This is a genomic window from Niveispirillum sp. SYP-B3756 (assembly GCF_009495745.1).
Lineage (GTDB): Bacteria > Pseudomonadota > Alphaproteobacteria > Azospirillales > Azospirillaceae > Niveispirillum.
Genome location: NZ_WIDQ01000007.1, coordinates 91,264 through 109,985 on the forward strand (window position 1 = coordinate 91,264; position 18,722 = coordinate 109,985).

21 protein-coding genes are annotated in these 18,722 nt (G+C 62.3%); 17 read left to right on the forward strand and 4 right to left on the reverse strand.

The annotated features are described in order from the left end of the window. Nucleotides 1–8: 8 nt before the first annotated feature. The gene (gene petA / locus GE253_RS15490; protein WP_153205065.1) at nt 9–554 is read right to left on the reverse strand and encodes a ubiquinol-cytochrome c reductase iron-sulfur subunit; all 546 of its coding nucleotides are present in this window, start codon (nt 552–554) and stop codon (nt 9–11) included. A gap of 534 nt (nt 555–1,088) precedes the next feature. Between petA and coaBC the strand changes: the two genes are divergently transcribed. The 17 genes from coaBC to GE253_RS15575 all read left to right on the forward strand — a co-directional run bounded on the left by coaBC (nt 1,089) and on the right by GE253_RS15575 (nt 15,840). Then, nucleotides 1,089–2,348 carry a bifunctional phosphopantothenoylcysteine decarboxylase/phosphopantothenate--cysteine ligase CoaBC gene (gene coaBC / locus GE253_RS15495; RefSeq protein WP_348770870.1) on the forward strand — a complete coding sequence of 420 codons (1,260 nt, stop codon included), beginning with the start codon at nt 1,089–1,091 and terminating at the stop codon, nt 2,346–2,348. 1 nt (nt 2,349) lies between these two features. Then, nucleotides 2,350–2,805, forward strand: coding sequence for a dUTP diphosphatase (dut, locus tag GE253_RS15500; RefSeq protein WP_153205067.1), 456 nt, complete (start codon nt 2,350–2,352; stop codon nt 2,803–2,805). Between the two features lie 12 nt (nt 2,806–2,817). Continuing rightward, nucleotides 2,818–3,273, forward strand: a complete 456-nt coding sequence (locus GE253_RS15505) for an Rrf2 family transcriptional regulator (RefSeq protein ID WP_153205068.1) — start codon at nt 2,818–2,820, stop codon at nt 3,271–3,273. A 59-nt stretch (nt 3,274–3,332) separates the two neighbouring features. Then, nucleotides 3,333–4,295, forward strand: a complete 963-nt coding sequence (cysK, locus tag GE253_RS15510) for a cysteine synthase A (protein WP_153205069.1) — start codon at nt 3,333–3,335, stop codon at nt 4,293–4,295. A gap of 131 nt (nt 4,296–4,426) precedes the next feature. Continuing rightward, nucleotides 4,427–4,783, forward strand: coding sequence for a metalloregulator ArsR/SmtB family transcription factor (locus GE253_RS15515; protein ID WP_089288516.1), 357 nt, complete (start codon nt 4,427–4,429; stop codon nt 4,781–4,783). Continuing rightward, nucleotides 4,770–5,705 (forward strand): SRPBCC domain-containing protein, encoded by a 936-nt coding sequence (locus GE253_RS15520; RefSeq protein WP_173012665.1) that lies wholly within the window; start codon nt 4,770–4,772, stop codon nt 5,703–5,705. The genes GE253_RS15515 and GE253_RS15520 overlap by 14 nt, the downstream gene beginning before the upstream one ends. A 91-nt stretch (nt 5,706–5,796) precedes the next feature. Next, nucleotides 5,797–6,852 carry an energy transducer TonB gene (locus GE253_RS15525; RefSeq protein WP_173012666.1) on the forward strand — a complete coding sequence of 352 codons (1,056 nt, stop codon included), beginning with the start codon at nt 5,797–5,799 and terminating at the stop codon, nt 6,850–6,852. Between the two features lie 23 nt (nt 6,853–6,875). Further along, nucleotides 6,876–7,292, forward strand: coding sequence for an energy transducer TonB (locus GE253_RS15530; protein ID WP_153205072.1), 417 nt, complete (start codon nt 6,876–6,878; stop codon nt 7,290–7,292). Beyond that, nucleotides 7,261–7,941 carry a hypothetical protein gene (locus GE253_RS15535; RefSeq protein WP_153205073.1) on the forward strand — a complete coding sequence of 227 codons (681 nt, stop codon included), beginning with the start codon at nt 7,261–7,263 and terminating at the stop codon, nt 7,939–7,941. The genes GE253_RS15530 and GE253_RS15535 overlap by 32 nt, the downstream gene beginning before the upstream one ends. Nucleotides 7,942–7,955: 14 nt before the next feature. Beyond that, complete coding sequence (locus GE253_RS15540) at nt 7,956–8,549, forward strand: nucleotidyltransferase family protein (protein WP_153205074.1); 594 nt, start codon at nt 7,956–7,958, stop codon at nt 8,547–8,549. A gap of 50 nt (nt 8,550–8,599) precedes the next feature. Continuing rightward, nucleotides 8,600–8,755 carry an entericidin A/B family lipoprotein gene (locus tag GE253_RS15545; RefSeq protein WP_153205075.1) on the forward strand — a complete coding sequence of 52 codons (156 nt, stop codon included), beginning with the start codon at nt 8,600–8,602 and terminating at the stop codon, nt 8,753–8,755. A gap of 53 nt (nt 8,756–8,808) precedes the next feature. Then, on the forward strand, nt 8,809–9,129 hold the full coding sequence (locus tag GE253_RS15550; protein ID WP_153205076.1) for a hypothetical protein: 321 nt from the start codon (nt 8,809–8,811) through the stop codon (nt 9,127–9,129). Between the two features lie 69 nt (nt 9,130–9,198). Then, on the forward strand, nt 9,199–10,209 hold the full coding sequence (locus GE253_RS15555) for an alpha/beta hydrolase-fold protein (RefSeq protein WP_153205077.1): 1,011 nt from the start codon (nt 9,199–9,201) through the stop codon (nt 10,207–10,209). Further along, nucleotides 10,206–10,553 carry an RNA-binding S4 domain-containing protein gene (locus GE253_RS15560; RefSeq protein ID WP_153205078.1) on the forward strand — a complete coding sequence of 116 codons (348 nt, stop codon included), beginning with the start codon at nt 10,206–10,208 and terminating at the stop codon, nt 10,551–10,553. The genes GE253_RS15555 and GE253_RS15560 overlap by 4 nt, the downstream gene beginning before the upstream one ends. A 381-nt stretch (nt 10,554–10,934) precedes the next feature. Further along, on the forward strand, nt 10,935–12,353 hold the full coding sequence (leuC, locus tag GE253_RS15565) for a 3-isopropylmalate dehydratase large subunit (RefSeq protein WP_153205079.1): 1,419 nt from the start codon (nt 10,935–10,937) through the stop codon (nt 12,351–12,353). Nucleotides 12,354–12,637: 284 nt separating this feature from the next. Further along, complete coding sequence (locus GE253_RS15570) at nt 12,638–14,806, forward strand: TonB-dependent hemoglobin/transferrin/lactoferrin family receptor (protein WP_153205080.1); 2,169 nt, start codon at nt 12,638–12,640, stop codon at nt 14,804–14,806. A 17-nt stretch (nt 14,807–14,823) separates the two neighbouring features. Then, nucleotides 14,824–15,840, forward strand: coding sequence for a DUF6607 family protein (locus GE253_RS15575; RefSeq protein WP_153205081.1), 1,017 nt, complete (start codon nt 14,824–14,826; stop codon nt 15,838–15,840). 390 nt (nt 15,841–16,230) lie between these two features. Here GE253_RS15575 and GE253_RS15580 read toward each other — a convergent pair whose 3' ends face one another. The 3 genes from GE253_RS15580 to GE253_RS15590 form a co-directional block, all read right to left on the reverse strand. Continuing rightward, entirely contained in the window at nt 16,231–16,587 is a 357-nt protein-coding gene (locus tag GE253_RS15580) for a lysozyme inhibitor LprI family protein (protein WP_153205082.1), read from the reverse strand. Nucleotides 16,588–16,828: 241 nt separating this feature from the next. After that, nucleotides 16,829–16,996, reverse strand: coding sequence for a 50S ribosomal protein L33 (gene rpmG, locus GE253_RS15585; RefSeq protein WP_029012212.1), 168 nt, complete (start codon nt 16,994–16,996; stop codon nt 16,829–16,831). 141 nt (nt 16,997–17,137) lie between these two features. After that, complete coding sequence (locus GE253_RS15590; protein WP_173012667.1) at nt 17,138–18,697, reverse strand: S41 family peptidase; 1,560 nt, start codon at nt 18,695–18,697, stop codon at nt 17,138–17,140. Nucleotides 18,698–18,722 lie beyond the last annotated feature (25 nt).

The window sequence follows — 18,722 nt, forward strand, 5'->3', positions numbered from 1 at the left end:
ATCTGTTCTTAGCCAACCTTGACGCGGGTATCGCTGATGAAAGCGTATTCCGGTACGTGCAGGTTCAGCGGCGCGGGGCCCTTACGGATACGGCCAGCCGTATCATAGTGGGAACCATGGCAGGGGCAGAACCACCCGCCATAATCGCCCCGCGGTTCACCCGAGGAGGTGCCGAGCGGAATGCAGCCCAGATGGGTGCAGACACCCACCAGGATCAGCCAGTTTTCCTTGCCCGCCTTCACGCGGTCCTGGTCGGTCTGCGGGTCGATCAGCTCGCTCATCGGCACCTTGCGGGCCGATTCGATCTCTTCCGGGGTGCGGTTGCGGATGAAAACCGGCTTGCCGCGCCACATGGCCTTGATGGCCTGACCGGTGGCGATCGGGGCCAGATCAACCTCAATCGAGGCCAGCGCCAGCGTATCGGCGGCCGGGTTCAGGCTGTGGATGAAGGGCCACAAGGCAGAAGCGGCACCAACGCCACCCATGGCGGCGGCAGCCAGATAAATAAAATCACGGCGGGTCTGGCCGTCGCCCGCTTGCATGGTGTCCGCCATACCTCTCGTCTCCTCGGCGATATGGATGCGCGCCCCGCCGGGCGCTTTGCGTCCTGAAAACTAAAAACTGGTGTCCCGTTCCGGGAACCGGAACGGCACCGGGTATTGTCCAACGACCACCCCATCCCCACCTGTTGCCCCGTTTCCACCAGAGCCGCCCTCGGGGGAGGGCGCGGGAGGGGACGGGTATTCACGACAGGCAAAGCGAACGGAGCGGCCGGAGTACCCCCCGGTCGCGGATGATCGATATACATGGCGTTGGGCGGGTTGGGAAGCGCGCGCTGCCGGACAATCTGTCGCGCGTGAACGGAATGACCGGCAGAAACGTTCATTGACCGGGCCAACGCCCCCTTGCCATGCGCCCACCGCATAATATCAAGTCGATATGGGAAATAGCGTAGCTTGCATCCGCCCTGGATTGCGAATATCTAAATTTCACAGTTGATGCGGCGTTCTTTTGCACCTCAGCAGCCGCGTCATTCACAGGGATGGCGAACAATCGTCCTCCCCCACCCATCCGGCGGGCAGGCCCTTGTGACTGAACAGAATTCTATCCAGACGGACAGTGCGGCCCTTGCGGCCAAGCGTATCCTGCTGATCGTGGCGGGTGGCATCGCCGCCTTCAAGACGCCCGATCTGGTGCGCCGACTGCGCGAACGGGGGGCTGCGGTGCGCGTGGTGCTGACCGATGGCGGCGCGCAGTTCGTCACCCCGCTGACTTTGCAGGCGGTGTCAGAGGATAAGGTTTACCGCGATCTCTGGTCGCTGACCGACGAATCGGAGATGGGCCATATCCAGCTCTCCCGTTCCGCAGACGTGATTCTGGTGGCACCGGCCACCGCCAATATCCTGGCCCGCATGGCCCATGGGTTGGCCGATGATCTGGCCACCACCGTGCTGCTGGCCACCGACAAGCCGGTGCTGGTGGCCCCGGCCATGAATGTGCGCATGTATGAACACCCCGCCACCCAGGCCAATCTGGCCCTGTTGGCCGGGCGCGGCGTGGGGATCATCGGCCCGGATGACGGCGCCATGGCCTGTGGGGAGTTCGGACCGGGCCGGATGAGCGAGCCGCTGGCCATCGTGGCGCATCTGGCCCAATGGTTCCGCGACCAGCTGGGGCCGAAGCCACTGGCCGGTCGCCATGCCATCGTCACCAGCGGGCCGACCCATGAACCGATCGATCCCGTGCGCTATATCGCCAACCGGTCCAGCGGCAAGCAGGGCCATGCCGTGGCCGCCGCCCTGGCCGCCCTTGGCGCGCGGGTCACACTGGTCAGCGGGCCGGTCCGCCTGCTCCACCCACCGGGGGTAAATGTGGTGGCGGTGGAGACCGCACGGCAGATGCTGGATGCCTGCCAGGCCGCCTTGCCTGCGGATATTCTTGTCGCCGCCGCCGCCGTGGCCGATTGGCATGTCGCCGGGGCCGGGGAGAAGAAGCTGAAGAAGCAGGAAGGCGGGGCCCCGCCCGCCCTGGTTCTGGCCGAAAACCCGGACATTCTGGCCACCCTGTCGGCGGCTGGGCCACAGCGCCCGGAACTGGTGGTTGGTTTCGCTGCCGAAACAAATGACGTGCTGACCTATGCCCAGGCCAAGCTGGCCCGGAAGGGCTGTGACTGGATTGTCGCCAACGATGTCTCCCCCGGCACCGGCACCTTTGGCGGGGACCGCAACAGCGTCCATCTGATCCGCCGGGAACAGCCGGTGGAGGATTGGCCCGACCTGCCGAAAACCGATGTAGCGGCCCGGTTGGCTACCCGCATCGCTGATCATTTCGAAAACGGAAAGAAATAATATGTCCAGCATCTCCATCGCCGTCCGCCGTCTGCCCCATGGCGCTGATCTGGCCCTTCCCGCCTATGCCACCGAACATTCCGCCGGCATGGACCTGTTGGCTGCCGTAGCGGAACCGGTGGTGCTGGGGCCGGGCGAACGCAAGCTGATCCCCACCGGCATCGCCATCGCCCTGCCGGAAGGGTACGAGGCGCAGGTGCGCCCCCGCTCCGGTCTGGCACTGAAGAACGGCGTCACCCTGCTGAACAGCCCCGGCACCATTGATGCCGATTATCGGGGCGAGGTGGGGGTGATCCTGGCCAACCTGTCCAACCAGCCCTTCACCGTGGAGCGCGGGATGCGCATCGCCCAGATGGTGATCGCCCGCTATGCCCGCGCCGCCTGGAACGAGGTGGAGAACCTGGACGAAACCGCGCGCGGGGCCGGCGGCTTCGGTTCCACCGGCACCAAGGGATAAGGACAAAGGCTGATGCTGCGCATTTCCAAGAAGCTGATGTTCGCCATCGAGACGGTGCTGGACATCGCCTACAATGCCGGGTCGGCACCCGTGCAATCGGCGGAGATCACCCAGCGCCAGGGTATCCCCAAGCGTTACCTGGAGCAGGTGCTGCAGGCGCTGGTGCGGGCCGGCGTGCTGGCAGGGGTGCGCGGCCCCAAGGGCGGCTATCGGCTGGCCAAGGAGCGCCGCCGCATCAGCGTGGCGGAAATCGTCCGCGTTGTCCGCGCCCTGGAACAGGGCACCGACCCGATTGAAGAGGAAGTGGGCGCTGATCTGGGCCGGCTGGTCGTCCGCCCGCTGTGGGCCGAGCTGCAGGACGAGGTGATGGCGCGACTGGAACAGACCAGCATCGAGGATCTGTGCGTGCGGGCGCATCAGGCCGACATTCCGTCCGAAGCCGCTTCCAAGCTGGATTTCAGCATCTGAAGCGCTTATATACAGAAACGAACCGGTATTTCAGGTAAATACCACACGGGAGATGTGAAATGTCCACCAGTGGCGAATTCCGCGGCCGCATCTATGACAGCATCCTGGACACCGTCGGCGCGACGCCGCTGGTGCGCCTGAACCGCCTGGGCGCCAAGCATGGCGTGGTGGCCGATGTTGTCGCCAAGTGCGAGTTCTTCAACCCGCTTTCCAGCGTGAAGGACCGCATCGGCAAGGCGATGATTGAGGCGGCGGAGGCCGAAGGCAAGATTTCGCCCGACCGCACCGTGCTGGTGGAACCGACCTCGGGCAATACCGGCATCGCGCTGGCCTTCGTGGCCGCCGCCAAGGGCTATCGCCTGATTCTGACCATGCCGGAAAGCATGTCGATCGAACGGCGCAAGATGCTGAAGCTGCTGGGTGCCGAACTGGTGCTGACCCCCGCCCCGCAGGGCATGAAGGGCGCCATCGCCAAGGCCGAGGAACTGGTGGCCAGCACGCCCGGTGCCTATATCCTGCAGCAGTTCAAGAACCCGGCCAATCCGGCTGTCCATCGCGCCACCACGGCGGAGGAAATCTGGAACGACACGGCCGGCAAGGCTGATGTTCTGGTGGCCGGCGTGGGTACCGGCGGCACCCTGACTGGTGTGGCCGAGGTATTGAAGGCCCGCAAGCCCGGCTTCCAGGTCGTGGCGGTGGAGCCGGAGGATAGCCCGGTTCTGTCCGGCGGCCTGCCCGGCCCGCACAAGATCCAGGGCATCGGTGCCGGCTTCGTGCCGGACATCCTGGACAAAAACCTGATCGACGAGGTGCTGCGCATCTCCAACGTCCGCGCGTTCGAACTGGCGCGTGACGCCGCCCGCACTGAGGGCATCACCGTCGGCATCTCCTCCGGCGCCGCCCTGGCGGCGGCGTTCGAGGTGGGTGCGCGGGCCGAGATGAAGGGCAAGCTGATCGTCGTTGTGCTGCCCAGCTTCGCCGAGCGCTACCTCTCCACCGCCCTGTTCGAGGGGCTGGAATAAGCTCTCCCGCCCAATCGGCGGAATGAGACACCCCCGGCGTCGCCCGACGCCGGGGTTTTTCATGCGATAACAGTTAGGCATATTACTAACTGTTTATTGTCACCACCCCGGATCGCATGATAGTTAGGCAAATGACTAACCAACAGACGAACCCAACTGCCCTGGACCGTATGTTCCACGCCTTGGCCGATCCGTCGCGCCGGGCGGTGGTGGAACGGCTGGTGCAGGGGCCGGCAACGGTGGGGGAACTGGCCAAGCCGCTGGACATGGCTATGCCCACCGTTTTGCAGCATCTGCGCGTGCTGGAAAGCAGCGGCCTGATCCGCACGGAAAAGGCTGGCCGCGTGCGCACCTGCCGGCTGGAACCCCAGGCCCTGGCCAGCGCCCAGGGCTGGATCGACCGGCTACGGGCGGAATGGGAGGCGCGGCTGGATCGTCTGGATGCCTATCTTCAAACCTTGCAGGAGAGCGACCATGGCCCCCAGTGATACAACTGAAAGCGAAGCAGAACGGACGCTGGAGGTCAGCCGCCTGCTATCGGCCCCGCGCGCCCTGGTCTGGCGGGTGCTGACCGATCGGCGACATGTTTCTTTCTTCTGGGGGCCGGACGGGTTCAGCACCACGACCACGGAAATGGATGTGCGGCCCGGCGGCGACTGGCGCTTCACCATGCATGGACCGGATGGCACCGACTATATCAACCATGTCCGTTACGAGACGGTGCAGGAACCGGCATTCCTGGCCTGGGACCATTATGGCGCCGATCCGGACGTGCTGCATCACCAGGGCCGGATCGAACTGACGGAGGAAGCACCGGACAAGACCCGCGTCATCCTGCGTATCATCTGCGAGAGCAAGGCGCGGCTGGAGGAGGTGAAGAAGTTCGGGGCCGAAGCCGGCGGCCACCAGACGCTGGCGCGGCTGGACCAGCGGATCAGCGATGCCGCCACCGATATGGGGTTGAGCCGGATCGTCAAGGCACCGCGCGCCCTGGTCTGGCGCGCCTGGACCGACCCCGCCCTGTTGCGGCAATGGTGGTGCCCCCGGCCCTGGATGGTGGCGGATTGCCGGCTGGACCCGCAGGCCGGTGGGGAGCTTTACACATTGATGCGCGGGCCGGCGGGGGAGGAAGCCGCCGTCCATGGCTGTTTCCTGGAAGTGTGCCCGCAGGAAAAGCTGGTCTGGACAGACTTGATGACCGCCGGCTTCCGCCCAGTGCCCACCCCACCCTTTGGCTTTGTCGCCGTGGTGACGTTGGAAGATTGGGGCAGCCGCACCCGTTACAGCGTGCGCGCCATGCATACCAGCCCGCAAAGCCGGCAGCAGCACGCGGAAATGGGCTTCTATGATGGCTGGGCCACGGTGTTGGAACAGTTGGCCGATCTGGTGGAGACAGGACAAGACGGCTGATTTTCCACCTCGGATAAGTGATTGCATTTCCCAATGGAGAAGCCAGTATGGGGTGTTTCTCAGTTTAATTTCTCCATTGGGATTCCCATCCATGCGGTATTATCTGGCCCTGCCCCTGCTGTTCCTCGCCAGCCTTACGGCGATCCATCCCGCCCGGGCGGCGGAAGAGGAGGCGGAAAAGCCACAAAAACGGATCATCTGCGACCGCAAAGGCAATTACCCCGTCGCCTTGGCCGAAGATTCCCGCGAAGGCTGGGTTGATCTCCGTTTCACCATGAAGGCGGATGGCGGTTTTACCGATGTCGAGGTCATCTCCGCTTTCGGTGAACCCTACTTCGCTGAAACCGCCCAGAAGGCGATGAGCACGTGCCGTTATGAACACCCGGAACTGATTGCCCCGGCAGGGCAAGAGGCACGCAACCTGCGCACCCGCTATTATTTCCGCCTGGAACCGCCGAGCAAAGGCAGTACGGAAACCGTTTACGTCCGCTTGAAGGAGGCGCAGAGGCTGTTGAAAGAGGGGCAGGTCGATGCCGCCGAGGCCGCCCTGCTGAGGGTGGAGAAGAATAGCCGTAACCTGTATGAATTCAGCCATTTGATGATCATGCGGGCAGCCGTGGCGGTGGCCCGCGGCAACAGCAGTCTGGCCTTGTCCTATCTTGACGGGATCAGCGAGAATAAACGTTTTATTGAAAAAAGGGAGTTCAGCCAGTTGTTGCGGATGCGCCTGTCCCTGGAACTGCGGGAGGGCCATTATGTCGATGCCCAGCGAACAGCGGATGAGATGGCAGAAAAATCACCCCGTGATGGGGATGAGAAGCTGCTGGCGGGACTGGCTGACCTGAAAAAGCTGGTGACATCCGGGCGCCCATTTAGAGTCATCGGACAGATACCGGTCAATTGCCATCCCGCCTTCTGCGAACCCGATAAGCCGGAATGGTCCTATGCACCCTATAATCGCACGGTTTCCCTGGCTGATATTCAGGGGCAACTGGACGAGGTCAATCTCCGTTGTGACAAGAAGACAATGACGGCCAAGGCCGAAGCCGGCATTACCTGGACCATCCCCAAAAGCTGGGGGCAATGCGAAGTGCATGTGTTGGGAAAGCCGGGGACGAAATTCACGCTGATCGATGAGACGCTTTGAACCTGCGCAATCAAGGAACTGCGATGCGTACGCTCCTTCTGTTCAATACGATATTGACGATATTTCTGCTGTCGCCCCCAACCGTAATGGCACAGACAGCCCCTACTGCTAGCCACGAATATATCGATATCGGCAAAAATGTCTGCAAAGACATCCAATTTCCAAAAAATGAACGTGAAAATATCGGTGAAGGCTGGGTCATTTTCCGCGCAACATTACAGAAAGATGGAAAATTAACTGACTTACAAGTCATAGCAAAAACAGGAAATGAAGATTTTGTAAAAACTGCATTAAGAAATTTTTCGAAATGTAGATACCCTCCACCAATTTCAGAAAATGGTGAACCATTTTTGATAAACAATATATATTTTCACAATTTATTTGTACGGCCAGATTTACAAAAGAATCATGAATCTAATAAAAATAAATTATATTATTAAATTAATAGAACAGGGAAAAACAGATGAGGCGGAGTCCAATTTAAATACATTAGAACATGAGGCCAATCGCGTCCTCGATCTGGTAAATATTATGGTGCTGCACGCAACCCTGATGAGTGGAAGGGGACGAGATGATATCGCACTTCGATATCTCCAGCTGGTTCCAATTTTACAAGAGTCAATTGAAAGCGATCCGAATGCAGCCCGGATATTGTCCCGGCGGCTGGGCCTGGAACTGAAAATGGGGTTGCTGGCCAGCGCAGAAGTCACAAGCCACAGACTGGCCAAGGCAAGGCCCCAGCCGGACGATGCCACATTACAGGCAGAGCTGGAAAAACTGCGCCAGCTTGGCGCGTCTGGCAAGCCACTGGCCATTGCGGGCCGGGTGCCGGCGGAATGCCGCCCCATGATCTGTGACCCTGCAAAACCATCCTGGGAATATGTGCCGGTTCACCGCACCGTTTCCCTGGCCGATGCCAAGGGGCGGCTGGATCAGGTGATTCTGCGCTGCACGCGCAGAACCGTCACCATACCCGCCACGACCGACACTACCTGGACCCTTCCGGCCAAGCTGGGCCAATGCGCGGTGGAGGTGACGGGCGAATCAGGCGCAACATTCACCCTGATCGACGAAACGCTGCCCGGCTGAGGCAAGGCTGCCCCATGAGCCCCGATGCTTTCCGCCAGTTGGCCCTGTCTAACCCCATCAACGCCGTCCTGCTGCAACGGCTGCCGGCGCTGGGGTTGGCGGATGTCTGGCTGGTGGCGGGCTGCCTTTATCAGGCGGTGTGGAACCAGCGGGCGGGCCGGGCGCCGGATTGGGGCGTGAAGGATTACGACATCTTTTATTTCGATCCTGATACCAGTTGGGAGGCGGAGGATCAGGCCATCCGCCGGGCCGAATCACTGTTCGCTGATCTGGGGGTGATGGTGGAACTGCGCAATCAGGCGCGCGTGCATCTTTGGTATCCGCAGCGGTTCGGCCGCACCATCGCCCCCATTCCCAGCGGACGGGCGGGGATTGACGGGTTTCTGGTGGAATGCACCTGTGTCGGCCTGTCACCCGATGGCGGGTTCTATGCGCCCTATGGGCTGGATGATCTGGCTGCCGGTATCCTGCGCCCCAACCCACGCACCCCCGATCCGGTACAATATGGGCTGAAGGTCGCCAGCTACCGCAGCCGCTGGCCCTTCCTGCGCGAAGGGGGTAACACATCAGAGGTATTGGAACCGCCGCCACTGGCGCCCCGTTCCTAGTCACGTCCAGCCGGCCAGTGGGCCGGTCACAACGATGACAGGAAAAGATCATGGTTCACCGTTCCAAGAAGGCCGTTCTGGCTGCCGGCGCCCTGCTGCTGGCCATGTCCGCGCTGACCGCCTGCAACACGGTGGAAGGGGCCGGCAAGGATATCAAATCCGGTGGCAAGGCGATTGAAAACACGGCGCAGGACGCCAAGAACTAAACCATCCTGGTTTCCACTGACTGAACAAGGCGGCACCTTGCAGTGCCGCCTTGTTGGCGTCATGGTCGGGGCATGAACGACGCTGCACCCGTCCCACCGCCGGCCCCCGCATCGCCATTGATGCGCTGCTGGCCGTCTACAACATCCCGCGCATTTCCCAGGTGCAGTTGATCTATCGCGCCACCCTGGCCGACCCCGCCATTGCGGCCGGGCCGGAAAGCCTGGAAGTGGCGATGTTCAACTGGGATGATATCCCCTGGCACGATCTGGCCTTTCCCTCCGTACGCTGGGCGCTGGAACAGTATCGCGCCCGTACCGGCCAGGCGGCCTTTCCACCCGCCAGCAACCCGCCACCCCCGGTGGAAGGCTTGTAATCGCCCACCCGTCCGGCGCAGAATTGGGCAAACGCCCTTTCACCCGCCAGACAGGACCAAGGCCCCATCATGCGCAAATCCCCCGCCGCCCCGCGTGGAACCCTGCACCGGCTGATGCTGGACAGCCGTATCCTGCGTGGTAACCGCCAGGGCGACCCGACAGAGCGGGAGGTGCATGTCTATGTGCCGGCTGGCCATGATGGGCGTGATCTGCCGCTGCTGTTCGATATTGTTGGCTATACGGCGGGCGGCCCCGCCCATACCAACTGGAAGAATTTCGGGGAGAATCTGCCCGAACGGCTGGACCGGTTGATCGACAGTGGGGCCCTGCCCCCGGTGGTGGTGGCCTTCCCCGACTGTTTCACCCGGCTGGGCGGCAACCAATATATCAATTCCAGCGCCCTTGGCCCCTGGATGGATTTCCTGTGTGATGAGGCCGTGCCCTTTGTGGAGGAACGGTTTGGCTGTGGCGGCAGCGGCCGGCGCGGCATTTTCGGTAAAAGCAGCGGCGGCTATGGCGCGCTGGCCCATGCGCTGCTGCGGCCCGATATCTGGGCGGCGGCGGCCAGCCATTCCGGCGATGTCGGGTTTGAACTCTGCTATCTGCCGGATATGCCGGGCGTGCTGCGCGCCCTGTCCCGGCATGGCGGCAGCATCGAACGCTTCATGAATGCGTTTGAAACCGCCCGCAAGACCGACGGCAAGGATACCCATGTGCTGATGATCCTGTGCATGGCGGCAACCTATGACCCTGACCCCAGCCAATATCTGGGCATCCGCCTGCCGGTGACCGATGAAACGTGCGAAGTGATCCCGGAACGCTGGGCCAACTGGCTGGCCTGGGATCCGGTGCAGATGCTGGAACGCCATGGCGACGCCCTGCGCGGGCTGAAGGCGCTCTATATCGATTGCGGCGACCGCGACCAGTATAATCTGGTCTATGGTGCCCGCCGCCTGCACCGCCGGCTGGACCAGCTGGGCATCACCCACCGGTACGAGGAATTTCCCGACGACCATTCCTCGGTCGATTACCGCATGGATGACAGCCTGCCCTATCTGGTGCGGGCCCTGCTGGCATGAGCGGGGGAGACGATATCACCCTGGCCGATCCCGGCGATGCCGCCGATATGGCCAAGGGGCGGCTGCGGCTGGATAAATGGCTGTGGTATGCCCGTTTCCTGAAAACCCGCAGCCAGGCGGCCAAGCTGGCGGCATCCGGTTCCGTGCGTCTGGGCGGGGCACCGGTGGCCAAGGCCAGCCATATGGTGAAGGTGGGCGATGTGCTGACCTTCCCGCTGGGGCCTTATGTGCGGGTGATCAAGATAAAGGCCCTGGCCGCCCGCCGTGGGCCAGCACCAGAGGCGCAGGCACTGTACGACGATCTGGACCCGCCCAGCCCGGAAGGCAAGATGGCGAGGGGGTGATGGGGCGGGGCAAAAAGCCTTCAGCAACAGTTTCACCCTCTATACCGTCACCCCGGCGCAGGCCGGGGTCCAGAGGCCATAAGCATCTTGCTCTACGAAACTGGACCCCGGCCTGCGCCGGGGTGACGGGGGTGTGGGAGGGTAGACGATACCCAGCTTCTCAAATCAGCCCCCACCCCCGCCTTAACCGGGTAGCGCCACTACCCCTTATGCAGCGCCCATGAATCTGTGTTGCATACAATCCGGCCTGTCTGGCGGTGCGGGGTGCTTGTTTGGGGCGCGTCCTGTCGCTATGCTCCGGCCCAACGTAACAAAGTGACTGGAATGGGCGCATTGCCTTTCCGGTTCGATCTTCCCCCGAGATCCCCCCAGGTGAGTGATATGGCCCGCACGCTTTATGACAAGATCTTCGAAAGCCACACCGTCCATCGTCAGGAAGACGGGACCAGCGTGCTGTATATTGACCTGCATCTGGTGCATGAAGTGACCAGCCCGCAGGCCTTCGAAGGTCTGCGTCTGTCCGGCCGCAAGGTGCGCCAGCCGGGCAAGACCCTGGCCGTGGCCGACCATAATGTGCCGACCAGCAAGGACCGCCTGGCCGGCGTGAAGAACGAACAGAGCCGTATCCAGCTTGAGCAGTTGGGCATCAACACCAAGGAATTCGGCGTCGAATATTTCGACATGGCCGATATCCGCCAGGGCATCGTGCACGTGGTCGGCCCGGAGCAGGGCGTGACCCAGCCGGGCATGACCATCGTTTGCGGTGACAGCCACACCGCCACCCATGGCGCCTTCGGCGCGCTGGCCTTCGGTATCGGCACGTCGGATGTGGAGCATGTGCTGGCCACCCAGACGCTGCTGATCAAGAAGTCCAAGAACATGCTGGTGAAGGTGGAAGGTGCCCTGCCGCTGGGTGTCACCGCCAAGGATCTGACCCTGGCCATCATCGGCAAGCTGGGTACCGCCGGCGGCACCGGCTATGTGATTGAATATGCCGGTCAGGCGTTCCGCGACCTGTCGGTTGAAGGCCGCATGACCGTCTGCAACATGGCCATCGAGGCGGGTGCCCGCGCCGGCCTGATCGCCCCGGACGAAAAGACGTTCGACTATCTGCGCGGTCGCCCCCGCGCGCCGCAGGGTGCCGATTTCGACCGCGCCGTGGCGTATTGGAAGACGCTGCCCAGCGATGAAGGGGCCGTGTACGACAAGGTGGTGGAACTGAACGCCGCCGACATCGTGCCGCAGGTGACCTGGGGCACCAGCCCGGAAGACGTGTCGGCCATCACCGCATCGGTGCCGAACCCGGCTGACTTCAAAGACCCGAACAAGCAGAAGGCGGTGGAACGCGCCCTGGCCTATATGGGCCTGACCGCCGGCACGCCGCTGACCGACGTGCCGGTGCAGAAGGTGTTCATCGGTTCTTGCACCAACAGCCGCATCGAAGACCTGCGCGCTGCCGCCGAGGTGGCCCAGGTTGGCCTGTCCAAGGGCATGAAGGTGGCCGATGGCGTCTATGCCATGGTGGTGCCGGGTTCTGGTCTGGTGAAGGAACAGGCGGAAAAGGAAGGGCTGGACAAGGTGTTCGTGGCCGCTGGTTTCGACTGGCGTGAACCCGGCTGTTCCATGTGCCTGGCCATGAATGACGACAAGCTGAAGCCGGGTGAGCGTTGCGCCAGCACGTCCAACCGCAATTTCGAAAGCCGCCAGGGCCCCGGTGGCCGCACCCATCTGGTCAGCCCCTCCATGGCCGTCGCCGCGGCCCTGACCGGCAAGCTGACCGACGTGCGCACGCTGGCGTGACGCTGGCGGTAGCGTGACTGGTAACGGAACGGGCGTCCCGCCAAGGGGCGCCCGTTTTCGTTTCCACTCAATGCCAGTTGGTATCAGGGGTATTGTCCCGTGATCTTGGCATCACCCCCTGGTCGCATGGGGGAGGGGAGGGGTGAAACGATCATTTTTCGGCAGCTGCCAACAAAATCACCCCACTTCTAAAATTGATATTGATTCTCACCCACACTCGCATTATCCAATTGAGAACGATTTGCAATTGAGATGTCGAGAAGGTGGCCCTGATGCGGCGGAGTATGACGGCGCTTCCCCTGGTGATGCTGGCCATGGCTGGAACGGCTATGGCCCAGGGTGTGCCGGTGGCGGAACAGCAGGTGGCGGAAACGCAGGTCAGCGAGTTGACAGTGATCGCCACCCGCACGCCGAAGACCACGGTGGAAGCCCCTGCCACGGTCAGCGTGATCGACTCTAAGCGTATCGATGACCAGATGGTCAATGATATCAAGGATCTGATCCGCTATGAGCCCGGCGTCTCGGTCCGGACTGCCCCCGCCCGTTTCACCGCCGCCGGTGCCAATACCGGGCGCGACGGCAATAGCGGCTTCAACATTCGTGGCCTGGAAGGCAACCGGGTGCTGATCCAGGTGGATGGCATCCGCCTGCCCGACGCCTTTGCCTTTGGTGGCCAGTCGGTGGGCCGCGGTGATTATGTCGATCTGGATTTGCTGAAATCGGTGGAAATCCTGCGCGGCCCCGCCTCTGCGCTTTATGGCAGCGACGGTGTGGCCGGTGCGGTCAGCTTCGTCACCAAAGACCCGTCCGATTTCATCAAGCCGGGCAACTGGTTCGGCGGCCAGATCAAGGCCGGCTATGCCAGCGCCGATGAAAGCTGGGCCAAGGGTATGGTGGTGGCTGCCAGCAGCGGCGCCTGGTCGGTGATGGCGGCCTATAACCGCCGCGACGCCCAGGAGACGGAGAACCAGGGCCGCAATGCCAGCGCCACGGCCGACCGTACCAAACCCAACCCGCAGGACATTGGCAGCAATGCTGTGCTGGGCAAGATCGTCTTTCAGCCCAATGACGCGCATAAGCTGCGCCTGACCTATGAATATGATGATCGGGAGATGAATGCCGATGTGCTGACCGCCCGGTCCAGCACGGTCAGTGGCCTGCTGGTCAAGGACACGTCCAAGCGCAACCGCATCAGCCTCGACCATCAGTATCAGGCCGATCTGGCGTTGCTGGAGGCGTTGCACTGGACCGCCTATCACCAGAACAGCAAAACCCGCCAGTTCTCGGGCGAAGATCGCACCGTGCTGGTCGACCGTATCCGCGACAATTATTTCGACAATAAGGTCAGCGGCGTGAATATCGATGCCCGCACCCGCCTGAAGGGCGATGGGATTGAGCATCTGCTGGTCTATGGCGGCGATTATTCCTTCACCAAGCAGGTGGGTACACGCAGCGGCACCGTGCCACCGGTCGGTGAAAGCTTCCCCACCCGCGCCTTCCCCACCACCGACTACCAATTGGCTGGTCTGTTTGTGCAGGATGAGGTCACCCTGCTGAATGGCGCGCTCTCTCTGTTCCCGGCGCTGCGCTATGATTATTACAAGCTGGACCCCAAGCAGGACCGGCTGTTCCCCAGCACGGCATCAGGGCAGAGCGATGACCGGCTGTCGCCGAAGATCAGCGCGCTCTACTGGTTCGCGCCCGCCGTCGGCCTCTATGCCAATTATGCCGAGGGCTTCAAGGCCCCGGCCCCGTCGCAGGTGAATAACGGCTTTTCCAACCCGGTGCAGAATTACCGTTCCATCTCCAACCCCGACCTGAAGCCGGAAACCAGCCGTACCGTGGAAGCGGGATTCCGCTTCCGGGGCGAGGGCTGGAGCGGCAATGTCACCGGCTTCTCCGGCTGGTACAAGAATTTCATCGAACAGGCGATGGTGTCCGGCAATTTCACCGCCGCCAACCCGGCGACCTATCAATATGTCAATCTGGCGCGGGTAGAGATCAAGGGGCTGGAAGCCAAGGGCCAGATGACCCTGACCGATGAATTCGGCATGATCGCCGCCGCCTCCTTCACCAAGGGGGACCAGAAAGAGGACGGCGTGAAGACCCCGCTGGACAGCGTGGACCCGTTCAAGCTGGTGGCCGGGCTGACCTGGCAGGATAGTGACGACCGGTTCGGCGGGGAGCTGTCCGCCACCTACAGCGCCAAAAAATCCCGGGGCCGGATGAGCGATGCCAGCCTCTACGCGCCGGACAGTTTCGTCATTCTGGATCTGATGGCCCATTGGAATGTCAGCGAAGACGTCACGCTCCGGGCTGGCATCTTCAACCTGTTCGACAAGAAATACTGGTGGTGGAGCGATGTGCGCGGCGTGGCCGCCACGTCCAAGGTGCTGGACAGCTTCACCCAGCCCGGCCGCAATGCCAGCGTCTCGCTGACCGTGAAACTGTGAGCGGGGGAGGAAAGATCATGCTGAACCGCCGTACCCTGTTCGCCGCCACGCTCGCCACCGGCACCATGCTGGCTCTGGCGTCCGGCAGTGCCCTGGCGCAGGACAGTGCCGCCTGTGGCAAGCCGGATTGCACCGCCTTCAACCGCGACCGCGCTGCCATTCTGGCCATGGCCGGCACCTATCGCGTCACCTTCAATTTCCACGAAACCGCCGCCTTCGTCCCCGGCTATGAACCGCTGGAAGCCAAGCGTTCCGGCGGGTTTGAGGTGGTGCGGGTGATTGAGGATACCGGCCGCATCATCCGCCTGCAGCACCTGTTGGTGGTCAAGGATGAGGAAGACAAGCCCTATATCGTCAAGCATTGGCGGCAGGACTGGACCTATGAGCCGGAAACGCTGCTGGTCTATGGCGGGCCCGACCAATGGGTGGTGAAGCCCGTTGAAACCGCCAGCCGCGTCGATGCCTGGTCACAGACGGTCTGGCAGACCGACGATTCGCCGCGCTATGGCGGGGTGGGCCGCTGGGCCTATGATCGGGGGGAAACCCGCTGGGTCAGCGATGAGACGGCCCGCCCGCTGGCTCGCCGCGATGCCGTGCGCAAGCCGCCCTATGATCATTATATTGGCATCAACCGCCATGCCCTGACGCCCGCCGGCTGGGTGCATGAACAGGACAATGCCAAGGTCGGCAGCCGCGACAGCAAACCGGCCACCTTCGTGCATGAGGTGGTGCTGAACAGCTACCGCCCCTCCACCGATTTCGATATCGCCGCCGCCGACAGCTATATGGCCAAAACCGCCACCTATTGGGCGGCCGTGCGTAAGAGCTGGGAAGAGGTGATGGCGGCCCAGGGCGGCATTCATCTGGTGCAGGAGGCCGAGAATGGCTCTGCCACTGGAAAGGCTTTGATGGAATTGGCCGACGCCGTGAAGGACGGCAAGACGGCCAGCAGTGACGCCGTGGCACAGGCACGCGCCCTGATCGCCAATGCCACGGCAAAGGGACCGGCCAAGGCCGGCGCGTCGCGGGGGTGACGCGGGACCGGGTGGGGGTGGAACCTGAAGCCCCCAGCCCCACCCGGTCCGTCTATGATCCAAAGCCCAATCCCGGGCCTTGGACGATCTCTTGCCTCTCTCAACCTGGAAAATCTTCACCCCGGTGGCCGCCGCTGCCGGGGTGTTTTTTCGTTGGGGGGGGGATAAATAAGGCACTTATATACCCAATCGTCGGCGCTGCATCCGCAGCTTAGGCTCGCCGCCGACGCTGTTTCGGGTCAGCCGAAAACAAATCTAAGAGTCCGTTCAAGAACTTTCACTTCTTTTCCAATCGCGTAACCGTCATTCCCGCGAAGGCGGGAATGACGGTGGAGAAAGGGAAAGGTTTCGAAAGGCAGGATAATTTTCCGGACAGACTCTAATGAAATTTCATTCACGCATTGAATTTAACTGTTCTGTTCTCTTTTCTGTCTCGGTGGTCATGCATGAATATTGCAACGTCGGATACATGCTTCCGCCTTCAACCACCGATGCTTCTGATTCACAATGGCTGTCACGATATTTAATCCAAGCCCGCTGCGCTTTTTTCAAGGCCGCCTGTCTGCTCGGCTCCAGCTTAGCCATGACCTGTTTATATGTCTGGTTCAGCAGTAGATCGGCTTCATCATACATGTCGAATGCACATTGGTTAATTTGTGCCTGGGTGACGAGATCACCGCAATCAACGGCGTAGGCCGGGCTGCTGACCCACACCAAAGCAAGCAGGGTAAGGGGAAACAGGCGCATCGGTTGGTCCCATCTTTCCCGCGTAACGAGGTGACGTAACTTAACAGGCGATGCCACAGAATGGCAAATCTCTATTAATTTCAACCATTGGAATGTTTGATCTTTACCCGATTGGCGACCAGCACGACCGGGCGCGGTCGCCCGCCCCGCAAACCCCAAAACAAAAACCCCGCCGTGAGGCGGGGTTTTGTTTTAACCGGCCTGACGAACAGGCCGAGAAGATGGGATTGCCAAGCGGCAATCACTTCATCTTGGATTCCTTGAAAGCCACGTGCTTGCGGGCCACCGGATCGTACTTGTTGAATTCCAGCTTCTCGGTGGTCTTGCGGGGATTCTTCTTCTTCACATAGAAGTAACCCGTGTCAGCGGTGCTCACCAGCTTGATCAGCACGGTATTCTGCTTAGCCATGATAAATCCTACCTGCGTCAGACTTGCGGCCACCGCAAGGACGCGCGGCCGATCCAATATCTTCCCATCCGCGTCAGGCGAACCAGCGCGGTACGGCTGCGGAATCTACGCATCCGTTACCGTCTGTCAAGCGCAAAGACCCTATCGTTCCGCAACGTTGGTCTGACGCGAGGCCAGGGCTTGGCGATAAAAGGCCCCATCGCGCAGAAGATTGCGCGCCACGGCCATGCCAAGGGCCGATTCCGGCCCGGTGGCGCTTGCCGCCGGGCATTCCTGGCGCAGGCCGGGGCGCAGCTTTTCATCCTCCGTGGCCGCCATGCGCAGGCGCACCAGTTGGGTTTGGGCGCCACGATCCACCCGCCCCGCCTCACCCAGCAGCGACTCCATCGTCACGCCGGCACGGGTCAGGCAGAGATTCGGCTGAAGGCCCTGTCCGTCGAAGCTGTAGCCGCTGGGGGCATAGATGCGTGACCAGGTGATGAACAGTTCCCCGCCATTGGGCAACTGGGTCACATGCTGCACACTGCCCTTGCCAAAGCTGGAACTGCCCACCAACAGGGCGCGGCCGGCATCCTGCAGGGCGGCGGCGACGATTTCGGCCGAAGAGGCCGTATTGCCATCGATCAGCACCACCAGCGGCAGGTCGGGGAAGGCCGTCATCGGCCTTTGCGCCTCGAACCATTGCACCGAATTGGGGTGGCGGCCGCGCGTGGTGATGATACGACCCTGCGGCACGAACAGGTTCACCACCCCCACCGCCTGCACCATCACCCCGCCGGGATTGCCGCGCAGATCCATCACCACGCCCTTCAGCGGGCCGGATTTCTCCTGCGCGCGCAGGATGGCCTGGCGGACATGTTCCTGGGTGGCGTTGTTGAACCGGTCGATCTTCAGCTGGATAATGCCATCCTGCAGGCTGGCCCTGACCATATTGGGCACCAGGTGCCGCCGCCGCACGGTGACGGTGCGGGCCTGGGCGTCATCCGGCCCGACGCGCAATTCCACATTGGTGCCCTCGGGCCCCTGGATCATGGATGACAGCGTCTCATACCCCATGGAAACGGTGCGCAAGCCGGCCACGGCGAGAATCCGGTCCCCCACCTTGATGCCGGCCAGATCGGCAGGGCCGTCGGGCACCAGGTCCGACACCGCGAATCCACCGCCTTCGGCATCCCGTATGGAAACGCCGATCCCGTCATAGCCTTCGCGCTGGGATCGCTCCTTCTGCGCCTTGTTGGGTTCGGCATAGCGGGAATAGGGGTCCAGATCGGCCATCATGCCGTCGAACATGTCGCGGTACACCGCCTCCGCCGGGCGGGCCGCCAGGGTGGGGGAGGCGGTGCGCATGGCGCGCAGCATTTCGGCCGTCAGGGCGGCCCAGCGTTCCGGAATGGTGTCACCGGGCTGGGGCAGGCGGGCCTGTTCCTTGCCATCGCGCAGCAGCAGGAACAGGCCCTCGTGCTGCACCACCCACAGTGCCCCATCGGCCGTGGCCACCCGGCGCAGCCCATCCGTCACCAGTTGCGGCATGGATACGGGCTTCAGCCAATTATCAGCGATGGGACGGAAGGCGACGGTGAATAATTGTTCGGCGGTGACACTGCCGGTCTGGGCGGGTTGCTGCAGCTCGGCATGGTTGGCGGCACAGCCGCCGATCAGGCTGAACAGAAGCAGGACAGGCGCCAGCCGTCGTCTCACCATGCACATTTCCCCCGCGCGGGTGCCG